The sequence below is a fragment of the Xylanibacter caecicola genome (genome assembly GCF_013166515.1).
Classification (GTDB): domain Bacteria; phylum Bacteroidota; class Bacteroidia; order Bacteroidales; family Bacteroidaceae; genus Prevotella; species Prevotella caecicola.
In genome coordinates, this window is sequence record NZ_JABKKJ010000024.1 from 1 (window position 1) to 18,910 (window position 18,910).

At 42.9% G+C, this 18,910-nt stretch carries 13 protein-coding genes and 1 pseudogene; 8 read left to right on the forward strand and 6 right to left on the reverse strand.

Annotation, left to right across the window (positions count from 1 at the left end; all coding sequences use genetic code 11):
- From HPS54_RS13145 to lpdA, 7 genes and pseudogenes are all read left to right on the forward strand, one after another.
- A pseudogene (locus HPS54_RS13145) lies at positions 1-119 on the forward strand (IS30 family transposase); the annotation flags it as partial.
- 91 nt (positions 120-210) lie between these two features.
- Positions 211-1,191: a lipoate--protein ligase gene (locus HPS54_RS10755; protein WP_172345453.1), complete on the forward strand. Its 981-nt coding sequence runs from the start codon at positions 211-213 to the stop codon at positions 1,189-1,191.
- A 40-nt stretch (positions 1,192-1,231) separates the two neighbouring features.
- A complete protein-coding gene (gene gcvT / locus HPS54_RS10760) occupies positions 1,232-2,320 on the forward strand; it encodes a glycine cleavage system aminomethyltransferase GcvT (protein ID WP_172345454.1) in 1,089 nt (362 codons plus the stop codon).
- A gap of 128 nt (positions 2,321-2,448) precedes the next feature.
- Positions 2,449-2,835, forward strand: a complete 387-nt coding sequence (gcvH, locus tag HPS54_RS10765) for a glycine cleavage system protein GcvH (protein ID WP_172345455.1) — start codon at positions 2,449-2,451, stop codon at positions 2,833-2,835.
- Between the two features lie 209 nt (positions 2,836-3,044).
- The gene (gcvPA, locus tag HPS54_RS10770) at positions 3,045-4,358 is read left to right on the forward strand and encodes an aminomethyl-transferring glycine dehydrogenase subunit GcvPA (protein WP_172345456.1); all 1,314 of its coding nucleotides are present in this window, start codon (positions 3,045-3,047) and stop codon (positions 4,356-4,358) included.
- 93 nt (positions 4,359-4,451) lie between these two features.
- Complete coding sequence (gene gcvPB / locus HPS54_RS10775; protein ID WP_172345457.1) at positions 4,452-5,858, forward strand: aminomethyl-transferring glycine dehydrogenase subunit GcvPB; 1,407 nt, start codon at positions 4,452-4,454, stop codon at positions 5,856-5,858.
- Positions 5,859-5,860: 2 nt separating this feature from the next.
- A complete protein-coding gene (gene lpdA / locus HPS54_RS10780) occupies positions 5,861-7,207 on the forward strand; it encodes a dihydrolipoyl dehydrogenase (protein ID WP_172345458.1) in 1,347 nt (448 codons plus the stop codon).
- Between the two features lie 141 nt (positions 7,208-7,348).
- On the opposite strand, the gene HPS54_RS10785 is transcribed toward lpdA, so the two are convergent.
- The 6 genes from HPS54_RS10785 to HPS54_RS10810 form a co-directional block, all read right to left on the reverse strand.
- Positions 7,349-8,371 carry a hypothetical protein gene (locus HPS54_RS10785; RefSeq protein WP_172345459.1) on the reverse strand — a complete coding sequence of 341 codons (1,023 nt, stop codon included), beginning with the start codon at positions 8,369-8,371 and terminating at the stop codon, positions 7,349-7,351.
- 33 nt (positions 8,372-8,404) lie between these two features.
- Entirely contained in the window at positions 8,405-12,334 is a 3,930-nt protein-coding gene (locus HPS54_RS10790; RefSeq protein ID WP_253951998.1) for an Eco57I restriction-modification methylase domain-containing protein, read from the reverse strand.
- A gap of 1 nt (position 12,335) precedes the next feature.
- Positions 12,336-13,325: a restriction endonuclease subunit M gene (locus HPS54_RS10795; RefSeq protein ID WP_172345460.1), complete on the reverse strand. Its 990-nt coding sequence runs from the start codon at positions 13,323-13,325 to the stop codon at positions 12,336-12,338.
- Between the two features lie 858 nt (positions 13,326-14,183).
- Positions 14,184-15,719: a peptide MFS transporter gene (locus tag HPS54_RS10800; protein ID WP_172345461.1), complete on the reverse strand. Its 1,536-nt coding sequence runs from the start codon at positions 15,717-15,719 to the stop codon at positions 14,184-14,186.
- A gap of 6 nt (positions 15,720-15,725) precedes the next feature.
- Positions 15,726-16,472, reverse strand: a complete 747-nt coding sequence (locus HPS54_RS10805; RefSeq protein ID WP_172345462.1) for a porin family protein — start codon at positions 16,470-16,472, stop codon at positions 15,726-15,728.
- On the reverse strand, positions 16,473-17,831 hold the full coding sequence (locus HPS54_RS10810) for an amino acid ABC transporter substrate-binding protein (protein ID WP_338142817.1): 1,359 nt from the start codon (positions 17,829-17,831) through the stop codon (positions 16,473-16,475).
- Positions 17,832-18,118: 287 nt separating this feature from the next.
- On the opposite strand from HPS54_RS10810, the gene HPS54_RS10815 reads away from it, so the two are divergent.
- Positions 18,119-18,838: a T9SS type B sorting domain-containing protein gene (locus HPS54_RS10815; RefSeq protein WP_172345463.1), complete on the forward strand. Its 720-nt coding sequence runs from the start codon at positions 18,119-18,121 to the stop codon at positions 18,836-18,838.
- Positions 18,839-18,910: the final 72 nt, after the last annotated feature.

An 18,910-nucleotide genomic window follows, 5' to 3' on the forward strand; every position in this document is an offset into this window, starting at 1 on the left:
ACAACTATATCAAGAAAGTGGGAAAGAAATTGAACCTCAGACCGAGAAAGAAACTAAATTTCTCAACCCCGAAAGAAGAATTCTTCAAACAAATCATTAATTTTGCACTTGCCAGTTGAAACTACCGCTCGCCAAAAAACAAATAAATTTGTTGTTTTGCTCTCGACTTATTCGTATATTTGCAAAAGAAGAACACTAACCTGCAATAATATGCTATACATAGCATTGCCTCACGACACCCGAAGACGCCTGTCCTTCTATCTCGCAATGGAAGAATATGTGGCACGTCACATTGAAGAACACGATTGTTTCTTCATGTGGCAGGTCGAGCCAAGCGTCATTTTCGGGCGCAACCAGCTTATCGAGAACGAAGTTAACATTGATTTCTGCCACAGGCACAACATTCGGACATATCGCCGCAAAAGCGGAGGCGGTTGCGTCTATGCAGACATGAAGAACATAATGTTCTCATATATCACAAGCGACGACAACGTAGGATTTACATTCAACAAATACATAAACATGGTTGTCACCGTTCTCCGCCGTCTCGGCACCGACGCAAGGGCGAACGGCAGGAACGACATAATGATTGGCGACCGCAAAGTGTCGGGCAACGCGTTCTACAAGCTGCCGGGACGTAGCATCGTGCACGGCACGATGCTGTACGACACCGATATGGAAAACATGGTGGGAAGCATTACTCCGACTGGCGAAAAGCTGACAAGCAAAGGCATACAAAGTGTAAGACAGCGCATAGCCTTGCTGAAAGATTATATAAACATAGATATTGAAAGCTTCAAGCAGTTTGTGCACGACAACCTTTGCGACAGCGAAAGAACATTGGATGCCGGTGACATAGCCGCCATTGAGGAAATAGAGAAAGAATATCTTTCGCCCGACTTCATATATGGCAACAACCCGAAATATACCGTGACAAGACGTGGACGGATTGACAATGTAGGGTACATGGAAATACGAATGGAACTGAAAAACGACGTAATAAAAAGCCTGAATATTGTGGGCGACTATTTTCTTACGGGCGACATCGACAGTTCTATAATCAATCCGCTAAAGGGTATACCGCTGACATACGACGCACTGGCGTCCGCCCTACCCCGCCATACGGAAGATATAATAATGAATCTTAAACGCGAAGACCTTATAAATCTGATGATTGAAAGAAAACAATAACAAAGTATGACAACTTCAAAACCTTAATAAACAGAAAACAATGGAAAACAAAAGAACATGCCTTTACGACAGACACGTGGCGCAAGGAGCGCTGATAAGCCCTTTCGGAGGATTTGACATGCCGATACAATATACCGACATCAAAGACGAACACAACGCCGTGCGCACAGCCTGCGGAGTATTCGATGTGTCGCACATGGGCGAAGTGATAGTGCGAGGCACCGATGCGGAACGCTATGTAAACCATATATTCACCAATGACGTGACAAACTTGCCGACAGGAAAGATTCTTTACGGCATGATGCTGTATGAAGACGGGGGAACGGTTGACGACCTGCTTGTATACAAAATGGGGAAAAACGACTTCTTCTTGGTGATAAATGCCGCCAACATTGACAAAGACTGGGAATGGATGCAACGTCAGGCAAACGGTTTCAACATAGACATGCACAACATGTCCGACGCGTACGGACAGATTGCCGTGCAGGGACCGCAGGCTGAAAGCGTGACGGAACAGGTGCTCGGACTTCCATGTGCCGAAATGGCGTTCTATACATGCAAAGTCATTACATCTTCATCAGACGTTATCATCAGCCGCACCGGATATACGGGTGAGGACGGATTTGAAATATACGGTTCGCACGACACAATCCGTACATTATGGGATAAGCTAATGGACAGCGGAAGGTGCAAGCCATGCGGTCTGGGTTGCCGCGACACATTGCGCTTTGAAGTGGGACTGCCTCTATACGGCGACGAACTTTCTGCCGAAATATCACCATTGATGGCAGGTCTCGGAATATTCTGCAAGCTCGACAAGCCGGAATTCATTGGACGCGAAGCTCTGCTTAAACAGAAGTCGGAAGGCGTAACACGCAAGATTGTAGGCATAGAACTTACAGACAAAGCCATTCCGCGCCACGGATATGCGGTATTGAAAGAGGGCGAGAAGATCGGGGAAGTGACAACCGGATATCATACCATATCGACGGACAAGAGCGTGTGCATGGCGCTGATAGACGCAAAGCACGCCGCTCTCGGCACACCGGTGGAAATACAGATACGCAAGAAGACGTTCCCCGGCACAGTGGTAAAGAAAAGATTCTACGACAAACATTACAAGAAATAAAAATCGGGATTCGGTTTTAAAGGTTACTATGCGGCCTTGTCACCGCTTTTATCTACTAACAACCGTACAACGATATCATATCAGTAAAACAAAAAATTAACAAATCTATAACCTTAAAGAACAAATCTATGGCAAAAGTTATTGAAGGACTCTATTACTCGGAGTCGCACGAATATGTGAGAGTGGAAGACGGTTTCGGTTACATCGGCATTACGGACTATGCCCAGCATGCACTCGGCAACGTAGTCTATGTGGACATGCCCGAAACAGACGATGAAGTGACCGCGGGCGAAGAATTCGGAGCTGTGGAAAGCGTAAAGGCTGCAAGCGACCTTAATTCTCCTGTCAGCGGAACAGTGACGGAAATAAACGAAGCTCTCGAAGACAGTCCGGAAATGATAAACCAAGATGCTTTTGCAAACTGGATTATAAAAGTCGAGATGTCCGACACATCCGAACTTGACAACCTCATGGATGCAAAGGCATACGAGGAGTTTTGCAAAGAACAGGAATAACGAATTGTAATTCATAAGGAGGTGTGTCAAAATACGAAGTTAAGAGAAGTTAGGTGGAGTTATGTGGCTCGCGCCACGGAAGATAAAGGACAATAGCCTTGTATCAACCAACAAGACATACGTCTTTTATCTCCCTTTATCTCCTTCTATCTTCCCTTATCTCCTTTTGATATATTCTCCTACGAATTGTAAATTATAAATTGCCAATTATGAACTATAAGTATTTTCCACATACGCCGTCAGACCTTCAGACTATGTTTGACAAGATTGGTGTGAAATCGCTTGAAGAACTCTATGCCGAAGTGCCGGACAGCATACGCTTCAAAGGCGACTATGAACTGCCGGAGGCAATGAGCGAGATAGAGGTACGCCGAATATTCTCCACACTCGGCTCCCGAAACAAGCAACTCACATGTTTCGCCGGCGCAGGAGTATACGACCATTATACTCCAGCCGTTGTCAATGAAATTGTCCGCCGTTCGGAGTTCCTTACGTCATACACCCCTTATCAGGCAGAAATATCCCAGGGTACGCTCCATTATATTTTCGAGTATCAGTCAATGATGACAGAACTTACCGGTATGGACATATCCAACGCCTCACTGTATGACGGCAGCACGTCAACGGCAGAGGCTGTACTCATGGCTGTAGCGGCGTCTAAAAAGTGTAAGACTGTTCTCGTTTCTTCCACCGTAGACCCTAAAATACTTGACGTGGTGCGGACATACGCACACTTTCAGGACATAGAAATAAAGATGATAGATGCTGTCGACGGTGCAACGGACAAAGCGGATCTTGAAAGAAAGATTGCCGAAGGAGGCATAGCCGGAGTACTTGTACAACAGCCCAACTATTACGGCGTCGTTGAAGACTATGAAGGATATGCCGACATTGCCCATGCAAACAAGGCACTCCTTATAATGAACAGTGTGGCGGCAGACCTTGCCGTATTGAAGACACCCGGCGAATGGGGTGCCGACATTGCCGTTGGCGACGGACAAAGTCTCGGCATATCGATGGCTTTCGGAGGTCCTTACGTGGGATATATGTGTTGCAGGGAGAAACTTATACGGAAGATGCCGGGACGCATTGTCGGCATGACATGCGACAACCGCGGGCAACGGGCTTTCGTTCTCACTCTTCAGGCACGCGAACAGCATATCCGCAGGCAGAAAGCCACATCGAACATCTGCTCGAACGAAAGTCTCATGGCATTGTTCGTAACCGTGTACATGTCGCTTATGGGCAAGCAGGGACTGCGCGAAGCGGCGGAACTGTCTTATGCAGGGGCACATTATATGTACGACAAGCTTATCGGCACAGGCAAGTTCACACCGGCATACAACCGCCCGTTCTTCAATGAGTTCTGCGTAAAATACAACGGTAACACGGATGCCCTGCAAGAACGTCTCATCAACGAAGGATTTTTCGGAGGTATAAAAGTGGCGGACAACACAATAATGTTTGCCGTAACAGAGAAACGGACAAAGGAAGAAATAGACAGACTTGTGAGTTTAATCTAAGCCTCAAAGACCTTATTGTCCTTAAAGTCTTTAAAGTCCTTAAGGTCTTTAAAGTCTAACCTTAAAACCCACAACTTCATAACATTAAAAACAATGAACAACAAACTATACGGAAATCTTATATTCGAGCTTTCCAAGGAAGGACGCCGCGGGTACTCACTGCCGGCAAACCGTTTCGGCAACTATCCTGTTCCAAAGGAATTGCAACGCAAGGAGGAAGCCGGACTGCCCGAATGCGATGAGCTGACCGTTGTAAGACACTATACGAACCACAGTTCTAACAATTTCGGTGTGAACAACGGTTTTTACCCATTAGGAAGCTGTACGATGAAATACAATCCGGCTATCGACGAAGAAATGTCAGCCATGCCGGAATTCTCCAATCTGCATCCACTACAGCCGCACCATACAGTAGCAGGAGCCGAAGACGTGTGCAACCTTTTGTCGGAATCCCTAAAGGCAATCACCGGCATGGAGGCTTTTACGCTCAAACCATACGCCGGGGCGCACGGCGAGCTGACCGGACTGATGATTATCAAGGCATATCACGAAAGCCGCGGAGACATGAAACGTACAAAGGTTATTGTCCCGGACTCTGCCCACGGCACCAACCCTGCATCGGCTGCGGTATGCGGTCTGAGCGTTGTCGAAGTGAAAAGCCGTGCCGACGGCACCGTGGACGTTGACGATCTGCGCAGCATTCTCGATGAAACGGTGGCGGCAATGATGATGACAAATCCCAATACACTGGGACTTTTCGAGAAAAGTATTCCCGAAATAGCCGAACTGGTACACAGTCATGGAGCATTGATGTACTACGACGGTGCCAACCTTAATCCCATGCTCGGTGCATGCCGTCCGGGCGATATGGGTTTCGATGTGATGCACATAAACCTTCACAAGACTTTCGCAACGCCACATGGCGGCGGCGGTCCCGGTGCCGGTCCGGTGGGAGTACGCAAAGGACTGGAGCAGTTCTTCCCTACAGTAAGCCCCTATCAAGGCAACTTTGCCGTGGCAATGCGCGCATACGCATACATTCTAAGTCTCGGAAAAGAAAACATAAAAATGGTAGGTCCGCTTGCAACACTCAACGCCAACTACATAAAAGAGTCTTTGAAAGATGTTTACGAACTGCCTATAGACGGACTTTGTAAGCATGAGTTCGTTTTCAACGGACTGAAAGACAAGTCAACCGGAGTAACGACAATGGACGTTGCCAAACGGCTGCTCGACTACGGTTATCATGCACCGACAATCTATTTCCCGCTTTTATTTCACGAAAGCCTCATGATAGAACCGGCTGAAAACGAGAGCAAGGAGACAATGGACGGCTTCATAGAGGTGATGCGGCGCATTGCAGAAGAGGCGAAGACCGAACCAGACACTGTCAAAAACGCTCCGCACAACACTCCGATAGGACGTGTAGACGACGTGCTGGCAGCCAAGCATCCTATCGTGACATACAGGCAGATGTGTAATAACAAGCAAGAACAGTGACTATGAAAACCACAGACCTTATAATTATCGGCAGCGGTCCCGGCGGCTACCGGGCTGCCGAATATGCAGCAAAGCACGGTTTGCAGGTAATCGTTATTGAAAAGGATGAACTCGGAGGGACATGTCTTAATCGTGGCTGCATACCGACAAAGACACTATGCCGTAATGCGGAAATAACGGACATGCTCAGGGAAGCCGATAAACTCGGACTGAAAAACCTAAGTTACGATATTGATTTCAGTCTTATAAAAGAACGTCAGAACACCGTCATCGAGCAATTGCGCAACGGTGTAGAATTTCTGATGTCGCAACCAGGAATAACGTTTGTACACGGCAATGGCAGCTTTAAGGACAACAAAACGGTAGTTGTAGGCAATGAGGAATATACAGCCGACAACATCATCATCGCCACGGGAGCCGTTCCAAAGATGCCGAACATACCGTCGTTTGATAAAAATGCTGTCATTACATCGGATGAACTACTCGCGACAGACCGCATTCCGCAGCGCCTGTGTATTATAGGAGCGGGTGTCATTGGAATGGAATTTGCATCGATTTTCTCATCTTTCGGCAGCGAGGTCACCGTAATAGAATATATGAAAGAGTGTCTCCCTGTGCTCGACAGCGATGTGGCAGCACGTCTGCGAAAGACATTGACGCGCAAAGGCATAAAGTTTTTCATGCAGTCTGCCGTAACAGCTGTCACCAAAGGCAGTGTTACCTTCGAGAAAAAAGGAAAGGCACAGACAATAGAGGCGGATGCAATACTCGTAGCTACCGGTCGCCGTCCTAACATCGACGGGCTTAATCTTGATGCAAGCGGAGTGAAATATGATGTCAACGGAATAGCCACCGACAAAAACATGATGACAAACGTGACAGGAATATACGCCATCGGTGACGTAAACAACCGCTGCATGCTTGCCCATGCTGCCACGATGCAAGGCATACGTGCCGTGAATACAATTCTCGGAAAAACGGATGACATACGCTTTGACATAATGCCGTCTGCCATATTCACTAATCCGGAGGCAGCTTCGGTAGGTGCAAGTGAAGACCTATGCAAGTCTTCCGGCATGGCATACACATGCCACAAAACTTATCACCGCGCTAACGGCAAGGCACTTGCCATGAACGAGCCAGAGGGAATGGTAAAACTCATTGCCGATGTCGCAGGGAAAATAATAGGCTGTCATGCCTTCGGCGCACACTCTGCCGACATGGTGCAGGAGATAAGCGTGCTGATGTGCCGCAACACCACCGTCGGTCAACTGAAATACATGATACACGCCCACCCCACCGTAAACGAGATGTTACAGGAAGCGGCAGAGGCTCTAAACATAAAATAGCTGGGACAAGAAACGTTTTCACTTCGCTTTTATACATAAGTCTTAACGCAAATTCGAGATAAGAACATTCGAAAATATTACCCCATGTATATGGAAGAAAAGAATGAAATCATTGTTCGTTATCCCGAATTTACGTTAGTCTTATATTTCAAAATTGTTATAGCTTTCTTTTGTCAACAAAGGTAAGAACAGAGTTTTTAATTCCTCAAATGTTTTGCATTCTTTTAGAGTCAATGTTGATTTACCCCACCAGCCTTCAATATATCTTTTTGTATATCCATCAATACTTCTACGTGGAAATTCAGATATGATCGTATCTAACAAAGACGAAAATATTTGTAAATGGAAATTTGTCTGTTTTGCAAAAGGTTGCCATTTGTTCATCAACAATTCATGCTCATCTATATCAATTATTTCAATTTGATCCAATTTCCGAAATTGAGTAGAAAAAACTTTCAACATCCTCTCTTTTGCTTCAATATCACTATTAGGTGCACTATATCCCCAAATAGTTACAATGCCTGCATTTTCCAAATAATAATCAAAAGCGTTCCATTGATCTCGAATGAATATATTTTGATAATAAGTCTTATTTTTTACAGGGAATAAAAGTTTGGGCATGATGTATTCTCGTCCACATATTGGACAAAACTTATTCTGCAAAGGGGCAAAACGTTTACAGGATTCGCATAAACCAACAGCAACACAGCCATGTAAGAATAACAGCTCAGGCAAATTGGATGTTATTTTGTTAACTCTGTTATATGCCTGTATTAATAGTGGATCCCAATTAAATGTTGCAATGCAGTCTTTTTTGCGAAGAGACAGAATAAGATAATCATATAAAGTAGGCTCTATGGGAATTTCCATTTGCTGATAGTGAGAAATAATAGCCGCTTCTATTTTTGAAACAGTTTCAGCATATTCCGGATCCTCAACCAATTCTGAATAAATATCTTCTATATTATTGCTTTGTTTCTTTAGCGATACTTCCCTTAACAGATTTTCTTGTCCGATTTCTTGTAAGAAATTATTCATAACAGGACTCTTGCGACCATTTTTGTCACCATTAGGGATTGTCGCTTTTGTTGCTCCAGCACCTAATATAAAAAGATGTGGTCGAGTTTTCATGTTTTTTATAATTTCATTGTATATCGCATTCATAATGCCTTGCTCATATTAATACTAATATAAAAATCACATCGGTTTTATCATTGATTCTATAAATGTTATTTCATTGTCTGTCAAGTCGTATTTTTTATACAACTCTGCATCAGACCATGATTTGGTGAAATCCTGCATAGGCACAAATGAATACACTTTTTGCATTGCATTCTGTGTTATTTTAACGATAGAGACTAACAGATGAAATAATTTGGTTTGCATATAAGAGACTACATTTTCTGCAACTTGTTTACTTTCAAATGGACCTATAACTAAATATGTCTCAGTACAACAAGATCCCGGCTCTACAATAAATGGAGTGACCCAATCGACCTTAGAATTTCCGATTCCCCAAGCTTTAGGTATCAATACTTTATAGGAATCTATCCAATCTACATTCTTTCTAACAGTTTCTCTTTCAATATAACCAACTCCATTCTTACGCCACCCATTATAATAAAACTTTATACTATCACAAAATGGAACAAGAGCAAAATCAGGCTTAACTCGTTTATAGCTATTATTCTCCCTAATATCATAACCAAATGGATCATTCGCACTGATTATATCAGAAAAATTTTGTTCATTGTTTTTTTGTACCTTCCGTAAAATATCAATGATCTTACTATCTCTTATAAATACCTCTGCATTTTGTTCACGCATCGGACGCTCTACCACATTAATTTTATTACCATTATGAGTTACAACTTTGCATAAACATTCCTCATAATTACTCCTTAAGAAAAAACTAACACCTCCTTTAATCTCCACACCGGGGAAACATTCTGAAGCATCTGGATAATCATGCAAAATCATAATATGTTTATCATTCAGCATGTCATCTCTAAAACCATCTAATCCACGACCGCCAGTAAACCAACGAGAGGGAGTTATAATACAAATGTATTGAGTTGATAAAGTACGTGCTACATCAACAAAATAGTTATATATAGCAGGCGCACTTGCCCCCATCCCTCCACCATCATTTTTTTGATACGGCGGATTACCTATAATTGTATCAAATCTCATATCTTTCAATTGCTTTATTATCTTTTCATTATTTTTGCCGATTAAATCATACGAGTTAAAATCGGAGTAAATGTTTTCAACAGGCATTCCGAGCAGTATGTAAATTTTGCGCGTAAATTCGTATGCCAGCGTCGAGGTTGGGATTGCATATAATCTTGTCTTTACTTTCTCGCCAAATCTTCTATACAATGCAATGGAGAACTCACCTTGCTTAGATGCAATATCGAGGAATTTTGCATTTCCCTTTTTATCCAATTCTTCGAACGGAAGACTTGCCACCATTTCATTGGCTACCTTTGCGGGCGTAACTATTTCTGAAACCGACAAGCGTCCGAATTTGCGCATGGCAACCTCAACACGTTCAATGGGTTGAAGAGTGGTATCACGTATCAAATCGTTGGTATTTTCAATCTTATAGTCAAATTTCTGTAGAATAAACGGATTGCTCTTTTGCTGAATTATATTCAAAGTATTGATATCCAATCCAATATTCTTAGCGATACGTCGATTATCTTCCGTTATCGGAATTGCAGTAATCACCTCTTCCAACGATTTCACTGTAGATTCCGTCAAAAAGGCAAAGAAGAGTATGCGTGCATAATAAGCAGCCAACTGTTTCACCAGTTTGTCATCATCTGTCCCTTGCGGCTGTTCGGATTCCAAATTATTATTGTTTTCCTGTTCTGCATCATCATTTTGAATATTAACCGATTCATCGGGAATATCATAATTATCACCGTCGCCTTCTGTAGGTTTAATCTGCAAACCGTTTTTAGCATCAATGGGAGCGATCCCTTGAATTACTTTAAGTATTTCCACATCGTCTAACAGTATATTGTCTGCCGGTATCTCTGACGCTTCGTCCATTATGCTGCGATTACATGAATATTTGCGAACTGCATCCGTGATACTATTCGGGGTTACCTCCTGCAATTTATTTTTATTCAATACTATGATTGGCGATATCGACAGTTCTTTTGCGATGCGCTCCTTCAAATGCACATTTCCTTGAACCTCGGTATTGACATTGTACAATTGTGACTTAAGTTCCTGCAAGCGGAACATACGGTTAGGGGCAAAATCAACCAACAGCGTCTGCGGCTTCATGTTGTACTTGATGTAATTGCCGTTTTCGTCTTTAAAAGTCGTGACATATTGATTTTGCAGTCGGAATATAGCCTGATCGTATTCTTGTGGCGAAGCCGTATCTTTGAGATAAATCATTGTATCCCATTGCGGAACAGTAGTACCCGTCAGCATGCGGTTAACGGTCAATGTCAATGTTTTGCAGTTTCTTTCTTCACAAACCTTTATTTCTCGTTTGACATCATCCGTTGTTTTATACTTACGCTCTTCGTCAAATCCTGCAATATTTATTATATTGTATTCGCCAAGGTTTTTAAACCTTTCCTTATTCGTGGAAATCAATTCTGCCATTGCGTCACATGAAGCGCGGAAAGGCAACACCATGACGATATGACGACACATCTTGCCCTTCTTGATTTTGTCGTAATCAAGAAATCCGAGCACATTTTCATCTTCCTTTGCACCGTCAATCACCTCCAGAAAATCCAATATCTCTGTTTCATGTACAAAATGCCGATGACTGTCATCGTCTTTGGATGTCATTGCATGTGGACGGAACAACTCTGAAAATGCGTATGTGATGCCGCTTTTACGCAATTCTTCCATCTTTTTCATTGATGAAGTATTAGGGTTGAATGCAAAACGTATCATCTGTGGGAAACCATAATATGGATTATCCCATTCATTACATTCGTCTTCTTTCAGATGCTCGTCATCCCACTGCCTTTGAGCATCTACAATATCCGTAAACTGGACAAAGGCGATAATGTCTTCTTTTTGAAATTCATCGCCCATCAAAATACGATATGGTGTACCTGAAAGATGTATCCGGATTGTTGTATTTAAAATCTTTACTACATCTTCAACCTGATCAAGGGTTTCAAAGCCATCAATACTTTTCAGTTCTCTTGCTATTTCGGATTTTCTGAAATGATGTTCCTGCAATACTTTTCCATAAGATGTGGCACGAGCACCGAAATGGGTCTCGTCGATGATAAGCAAATCTATCTGCTGTTCAAAAACCTCTTTGTGCTTGGCTTTGATCACATCACCCTGCAAATCTTGCAACGTCAGGAACAACGCAACGTTATTGCCGTCCGCCAATGTGTCGGCAATAATGGTATCACTACGTTGCAGCGATTCACTTGTAAAAAATATATAATCCGAAAAATATGTATGGCTTTCAACAGTCTTCTTCCATTCCTCTCTTACATCAGCTTTTGCAGAAACAATAACGACAACTTTTGCATTCACCTCTTTGGCGCAACACATAGCCGTGAATGATTTGCCAAACCGCATGACGGCATATAGCAACAGATTTGTCCGTCCGGCAGATACCGCCGCTTTAAAGTTATCTATAACTTTCTGTTGGCTGTCTCGGGGTGGGTAATTTTCTTTTCGTTCATAAATAAATGTCTGAGGCAATCTGTCTGGGGTATAGAACTGATATTTACCGTCTTTGTCAAGAGCACTTTGGTTTATATCCGATATAGCCTCATCCAAATCCGCAGTCGTTGCTCCTTCAAAAAACTCTTTTGAATAGTAAGGCAAATACTTGAAAGTGTCAGGTTGTAATCGTTTCCTACCTTTCTCTTGTTCCAAGAATGCATGAACCGCATAATCACGGAAGATAGTATCATCATCTATCTGCGCTGAATGTTCATATTGCTTTATCAGATTAGGAAATATCTTTCTCCACTCGTCCAAACGCACACGCACACTTCGTGCAGTATCTCCAACTTTCAAATAGTTAGGTACAGTTCCCGTTGAGAACGCATATATATACGGTTCAGCACGTCCTACGATTAAACCATCAAGAAGAGTTGTATCCATTCTTACATTTGACATATTATTCTTTTTCTTTTAACAATGAAACAAAAGTCAGCGTCTCATTTTTCTGCCAATCCTTTATTCTGCAATAAATTCCATTGTGCCTATGCATATTGCCAGTCTTGCAACCTTCACATGGTGTCATTTCCGGCTCATCAAACAGTAACTGTTGTTTGGAGGGTTTAAGTCCGCAACTATCGGGAATTACGCATTTCAAACCGTCCATTTGCCATAAGTTCCATGATATTATATGGGCAATATGTAATAACGACTTTAGCAATGGAGCCTTATTGAACTTTGCCTGATAATACTCTATGAATGTCATCAGCAGATTCTCACGGGCAATCAAAAGGTTGTCACCCTGCCATTCATATCCATAAATGTTTTGAAATGCCACTTGTGCCCATTTCAACCATTCGCCTGATGTCTCAGTGTTTTCGCTCACAATACGCAGTTTACGGTCAAGAAGTCCGATACGGTTTTCCAATGCGATGGGCAGTCCGGTTGTCGTATCATATCGGCTGACGAGATACGGAGCTTCACCGCATGTTATTTCAAGCCTTGTATTGCGTACATAGTCGTGCCATGTCTTGCCTTTGGGAAAGACAATCTTTTCAGGGTTCGTCGTCCAAGTGTGGTCGTCATTCTCATGATTGAAAACATCCTCACGTCCAAACCATGCACTATCCACCAAATTACTTTGAGTATTGCATATCCAAGATGGAGTGAAAACCTCAGCTTTCTCACGGCTGCGGTCGCGCTGCAAATCACGCCTTTTTAATACACGCGGCATGATAACGCGTCCGTTTTTTTCTGTAATAAGTTCCGGAAGAATGGGCGATTTGTATTCATATCCCTTGCCGAGACATTCATAATCGGGCGTTGCCCAAAATATATTGCACTGTCTGTCCACTGTGCTCATTGTCTGGTCTTTGAGCAAAGCATCGAATAAATCGGGTGATATGTCCAATATATTATCTTCTAATATGTCTGTCTCTATATGCCACATATAACTACTTTTATTCTATTTATGCGCTCAATATTCATATAATCCACCAAAATAAACAACAATAATCTCATTGTATATGCAAATATAGTGATATTCTTTAAAAGACGGACATATAATATAAGAAAGTTGAACCGTGATATTCCTTGACACTATACACTTATAAGCCACTTCCGAAACATAAAGTGATGAAAAATATAATAAGGGAATGATAACATCTGCTGAACTTGCGTGACACGTGACAGATGTGACACTTTTTCTATATAGAAATGTAGAATTAATAATAAATACATATACTTTAAAGTATATATATATTTATATAGTTATAAATATTTATAGAAAACGTCTGTCACATCTGCCGCATCTGTCACACACAATATAACGCGGTGTGGTAATGTTATTTTTTTGGAGGCAACACAAGACAAATACGTGGAGCATATTACGAGAATGTAAACAGGCGTTTTATGACATATAAACCATTGTTTGGGGTCATGAAAACAAGCGTTTTGCGCAATGAAAACCGCCTTTTTACGATGCACAAACAACCTTACCGGCAACAACCGGTATATACTTGAAGCAATAACATAAAGCTATTTCTATATTCATTAACGGGATATTGCAGGAAAGCCGGTGTACGCCAAGGCATCATAAAGCATCGGAAAGCATATCCGGGAAGTTGTGACATACTAACTTTGCACATACCAAAGCGGATGATATTGCAGATGTGTACACTGCAACAATATAAAAAATATACCGAAATATAGAAATGACAGGTACAAGACAAAATCCGATGGACAACAAGTGAGGGAGTGTCATTGACACCCCCTCATCATATTATCGCAATAAAAAAACTATTGTCTATCAACAAACCTTCTCGAGACGTTTCATCATTGCAAACATGAAGATTGCAGCAACGAGACATACTCCCATGAAGACCGCCCAACAAGCCCAGAGGGGCACTGTTCCCCATAAAAGTCCGCCGAAGAGAACGAGTTGGTTTCCCAACGCGGTGGCAACAAACCAGCCGCCCATCATCATACCCTTGTACTTGGGAGGCGCAACCTTTGAAACGAAAGAGATACCCATAGGAGAAAGAAGCAACTCACCGAAAGTAAGAATAAGATAGATACCGATAAGAAGATTTGGGGTTACATCTGCAACATGCACTGCCACCGGCATTCCGTCGGAACCGATTTCCGTCTGCGGAACAGGCAGACCTATAGAGAAGAACACCAATATGGCAAAAGCGGCAGCGGCAACAATCATACCGTAGGCAATCTTACGCGGAGCAGAAGGTTCCTTACCCTTGGCGGCAAGCATGCCGAAAATAGCCATTGACACAGGAGTAAGCGCAACGACATAGAACGGATTGAACTGCTGGAAGATAGGAGCCTTTACTTCTACATCACCGGTAATCTGAGTGTATTTCCAAATAAGTATGCCGACAGCGGCAACGATTACAGCTGCAGAAATGCCCTTGGCACTTGATGTCTTGCTCTGGAAGAGAGAGAAGCCTGCATATACGATGAATATCACGAGTACGAGATTCCACACATCAAACGCCATAGCCTGCACTCCGGAAGCGGAACGCGCCGTAAACTCATCGGCAAAATATGTCAATGACAAACCGTTCTGATGGAATGCCATCCAGAAGAATATAACGACTGCAAAAACAAGGCACAATGCTGTGATGCGCTGCTTGGTCTCTGCCGGTGACAGCTGCACCTCGTCAACAACCGTCTCTCCCTTGTCTGCAACCTTCTTATTACCCTCGGTATGCTTGAATGTGGCGCGGAAAACATAATAAATGGCTATAGACAAAATCAACGACGCACAAGCCACTGCAAAAGAGAAGTGATAGGCATCGTTTGAAGAATAGCCCCATGTCGTCTCCGCATATTCCTTTATCTTAACCGCCATTGTCGGTGCAAACAGCGCACCTATATTGATTGCCATATAGAATATAGAGAAACCTGAGTCGCGACGCTTTGCATACAGAGGGTCGTCATAAAGATTACCGACCATGACTTGCAGGTTTCCTTTAAACAGTCCCGTACCGAAACCTATCAGCAACAGGGCAGCCAGCATCACGACTAACGCCAAGGTATTGCCGCCGAGGGGAACTGCCAGAAGCAAATATCCCACAAACATAATCATGATACCGGTAGTTACCATCTTGCCAAATCCGAACTTATCGGCAAGCATTCCGCCGAACAACGGGAAGAAATAGACAAGCATCAGAAACGAACTGTAGATTGTACCTGCCATAGATGCCGACAATCCGTAGTTTTCTCTTAAAAACAATGCAAACACTGCAAGCATGGTATAATAACCGAAACGCTCGCCGGTGTTGGCTAAAGCCAAGGCATACAGCCCTTTAGGTTGACCTTCAAACATAATAATTTATTTTTTAGTTTTAATAATATCAAACAGATAAGTAAGCTTTATCACGATGTTCCCGAAATTGGACTTGCTGAAATAGTCTTTCTTCGAGTCTTTATATATATTTCCAAGACCATAGTAATAGCGTCCTTCCACCTGGAAATGTCCCATCTTAGGATGAGAATATTCCGCTCCGAGACCGGCAGCTATGCCATAATCCAACTTGTTTTCAACATCCATGGCATATTGTGCCGTGATCTCGTTTACACGGTCGTCGGTATTAATGTTGTCGAGCGGGAAGTTCATTTCCGCGGATTCACTCATATATACGCCTATCTGCGGACCTGCCTGGAAGAAGAACTGGAAGCCTTTCTCTTCCCTTCCCCATGCAAGATGCGCAAATACCGGTATCTGAATGTAGTTTATCGTGCGGCTGTATTCTTCCGCCACGCCTGTAACAGGATTTATCACAGGGGCATCGTTTATGTCAAGTATGTCCTCTTTCCAGCCTATCTTGGCATAGTTAACCTCTGCCTGTACGGAACAAATGGTATTAAAATATTTCTCACATACGTATCTGAATGATATTCCGCCGGTGTATCCCCCATAGAATGTCTGGTTCACCTTGGGCGTAAATCCTACATTACTTAATATATAACCGCCGTTTACACCTATACTTAGGTCGTTGCGGTGCTGACCTATCTGTGCAAACGCCGGCAACATGAACATAACCGCAACTGCGGATATAAAGAGTCTGTACATCTGCATTTAAAAATTGATTGTTGATATTGAACGGTTTCTGTTGTAATGAACGAACATATATCCGTGATTTTGCCATCCGCCGTTTCCTACACGTCTGAAATACATCTGTGTCTGCAAAGCGTTCTTGTCCCTGTCCGCACCGGTAAAGTTCTTACCTTGATTATAAAAGCCGCGCAGGAAATACATTCCGTGGTCATAACCGGTTATGGCAAAACGCGGCATATAGTCCATCATGTCGCTCTTGAACCACTTACGGTAGTCGGTCTCAAATGCCTTTGTCTGCGCAGACAGCGGATTATAATAAAAATATGCAGGGATATAAGTGTCGTATGCAAAGAACTTGTCCAGATTATATTTGGCATACATCATCCACTCCGTATATCCGAAAAGGGATATGACATAGTCCGGATGCTCTGTCTTCAACGTGTTCAGTTTGTTAAAGGTCATATTAAGTTCCGGAGACCGCCCGGTGTTCAATATCACGACATTAGGCTTTGAAAAACTGAAAGCCTTGGCAAACATCATGTCGCTTGAGTTCAAGTTTGTTATGTTATATGCAATACCGCGTTCTTCGAGCTTTTTCCTAAGTCCGAAAGTAAAAAGCCCTTTGTCGCTTGTCCTGTCGTTACAGTCTATAATCACTACATGATATGAACTGAAACGTGATATAAACTGATTTATTATTTCCGTATTGGCTGTCTCTGCCGACTGGTACACCTGAAATATATTGGGGTTCAGCACCACGTCGTTGCCGCTTATCGAGAAAGGAATGACCAGCTTTATGTTGTTCTTGCGGGCAAAATCAGACAAGACACCCACCTGTTTGGTATACAGCGGACCGAATATCACATCACACCGCGCCGCGCCTTCTTTGGCGACAACGTCTGCTATATCAGCGTCCTGCGGCACATTCCATGCACGCATGTTTATTGATATGCCGTCTTTTTTAAGTCTGTCGCATGCCATCAGCAGTCCCCTGTAATATTCCACCATTCGCTTTCCGTCTCCGTCGTCATTGTGCAACGGCAGCATAACCCCCACATTAAGCACCTTCGTGGCAACCGCTTTCGTCGGTGCATTCACGTTCTTTCCCGACTTAGGCGCTGCACTTTGTGTCTTTTCCGAAGGGTATGGAATGAATATATAGTCACCTTTTTTCAGTTCATATCCGGGGGTATTCATATCCGGATTTGCCTTTACAAGTTCGTTTATAGTCAGATTATATTTCTTTGCTATGCCGAACAAAGTCTCCTGACGCTTCACCTTATGCATTTTCTGCCATTGCTTCTGTGCCTGAACCTCAACACCGACGCACAATATAAAAAGGGCAAGAACACATCTGAAGAAGTATTTCATAATAAACATATAAGTAGATGTTCTAAATTAAACGTATATATTAATCGGTAGATGCTATATTTACTTTATCATTATCTTGTACATTCTTTCGGGCTGTTTTCCCATGTCTCATCGGTCGTGTAGCCCGCTACACTCACTATTCTGACATGAAAAAACATCACCAAAATAACGTACAATATAATAATAATTAATTTTGGACATCTACTTATTAATTTAAATTGCCTACAAAAATACAAAAAAAGAGTGTCTAAATCAACTTTATTACGTAAATTTGCATAAATATTATCGTTATTAATATGAATACAAAACTTTTCCTTATATCGTTTCTGGTCATTTTTACCGTCTCTCATAAACGCGCTATTGCACAAAGCGTCATGCCGTCGATAAACCCGACTGCAATATACACAACCGAAAGCGGTGACGAAGAGAATGCCGACATGTCCGGTTCCGCTCCACTTACAGGTCGCTTTTATGCAAACCCCGAGAATGCGGTGGGATATACTCCTTATTATGAATGGCGCTTTACGCTTGAGGGAGAGACTGAACCTTATATTATAAGGTACGAGCAGGATACGGAATATACGTTCACAACAGCCGGAGCACACAACATCGTTCTGTATGCCACATTCACCAAAGGTACTGAAACTATTGAATATACCCAGGAATATTGGGCGGATGCCACCCCGCTACGGGTGACCATAAGCGAGAGTAAGCTCGACATGCCGAACGCTTTCTCGCCAAACGGCGACGGAATAAACGACATATACAAGGCGAAAGAAGGATATCAGTCGCTTGTTGAATTTCATGCTTACATATTCAACCGTTGGGGACAGAAACTTTATGAATGGACTGATCCGGCAGGAGGTTGGGACGGAACACACAACGGCAAGGAGGTAAAGGACGGTGTATACTTTGTTCTCGTAAACGCAAGAGGGGCAGATGGAAGGACTTTCAACATAAAGAAAGATGTGAACCTGCTGCGCGGATACACGGAAAGTACCTCTGTAGAGCAATGACATTAAAAGGCTGAGAGGCTTCGGATCAACAGGCATCGGAACTGAAAAAACGTAATGCCGCATGATTGTCAT

What these genes read in the sequence shown, in the direction of transcription:
- HPS54_RS10755 (WP_172345453.1), top strand. Translation starts at nt 211, where the DNA reads ATGCTATACATAGCATTGCCTCACGACACCCGAAGACGCCTGTCCTTC.
- gcvT (WP_172345454.1), top strand. Translation starts at nt 1,232, where the DNA reads ATGGAAAACAAAAGAACATGCCTTTACGACAGACACGTGGCGCAAGGA.
- gcvH (WP_172345455.1), top strand. Translation starts at nt 2,449, where the DNA reads ATGGCAAAAGTTATTGAAGGACTCTATTACTCGGAGTCGCACGAATAT.
- gcvPA (WP_172345456.1), top strand. Translation starts at nt 3,045, where the DNA reads ATGAACTATAAGTATTTTCCACATACGCCGTCAGACCTTCAGACTATG.
- gcvPB (WP_172345457.1), top strand. Translation starts at nt 4,452, where the DNA reads ATGAACAACAAACTATACGGAAATCTTATATTCGAGCTTTCCAAGGAA.
- lpdA (WP_172345458.1), top strand. Translation starts at nt 5,861, where the DNA reads ATGAAAACCACAGACCTTATAATTATCGGCAGCGGTCCCGGCGGCTAC.
- HPS54_RS10785 (WP_172345459.1), bottom strand. Translation starts at nt 8,371, where the DNA reads ATGAATGCGATATACAATGAAATTATAAAAAACATGAAAACTCGACCA.
- HPS54_RS10790 (WP_253951998.1), bottom strand. Translation starts at nt 12,334, where the DNA reads ATGTCAAATGTAAGAATGGATACAACTCTTCTTGATGGTTTAATCGTA.
- HPS54_RS10795 (WP_172345460.1), bottom strand. Translation starts at nt 13,325, where the DNA reads ATGTGGCATATAGAGACAGACATATTAGAAGATAATATATTGGACATA.
- HPS54_RS10800 (WP_172345461.1), bottom strand. Translation starts at nt 15,719, where the DNA reads ATGTTTGAAGGTCAACCTAAAGGGCTGTATGCCTTGGCTTTAGCCAAC.
- HPS54_RS10805 (WP_172345462.1), bottom strand. Translation starts at nt 16,472, where the DNA reads ATGCAGATGTACAGACTCTTTATATCCGCAGTTGCGGTTATGTTCATG.
- HPS54_RS10810 (WP_338142817.1), bottom strand. Translation starts at nt 17,831, where the DNA reads ATGTTTATTATGAAATACTTCTTCAGATGTGTTCTTGCCCTTTTTATA.
- HPS54_RS10815 (WP_172345463.1), top strand. Translation starts at nt 18,119, where the DNA reads ATGAATACAAAACTTTTCCTTATATCGTTTCTGGTCATTTTTACCGTC.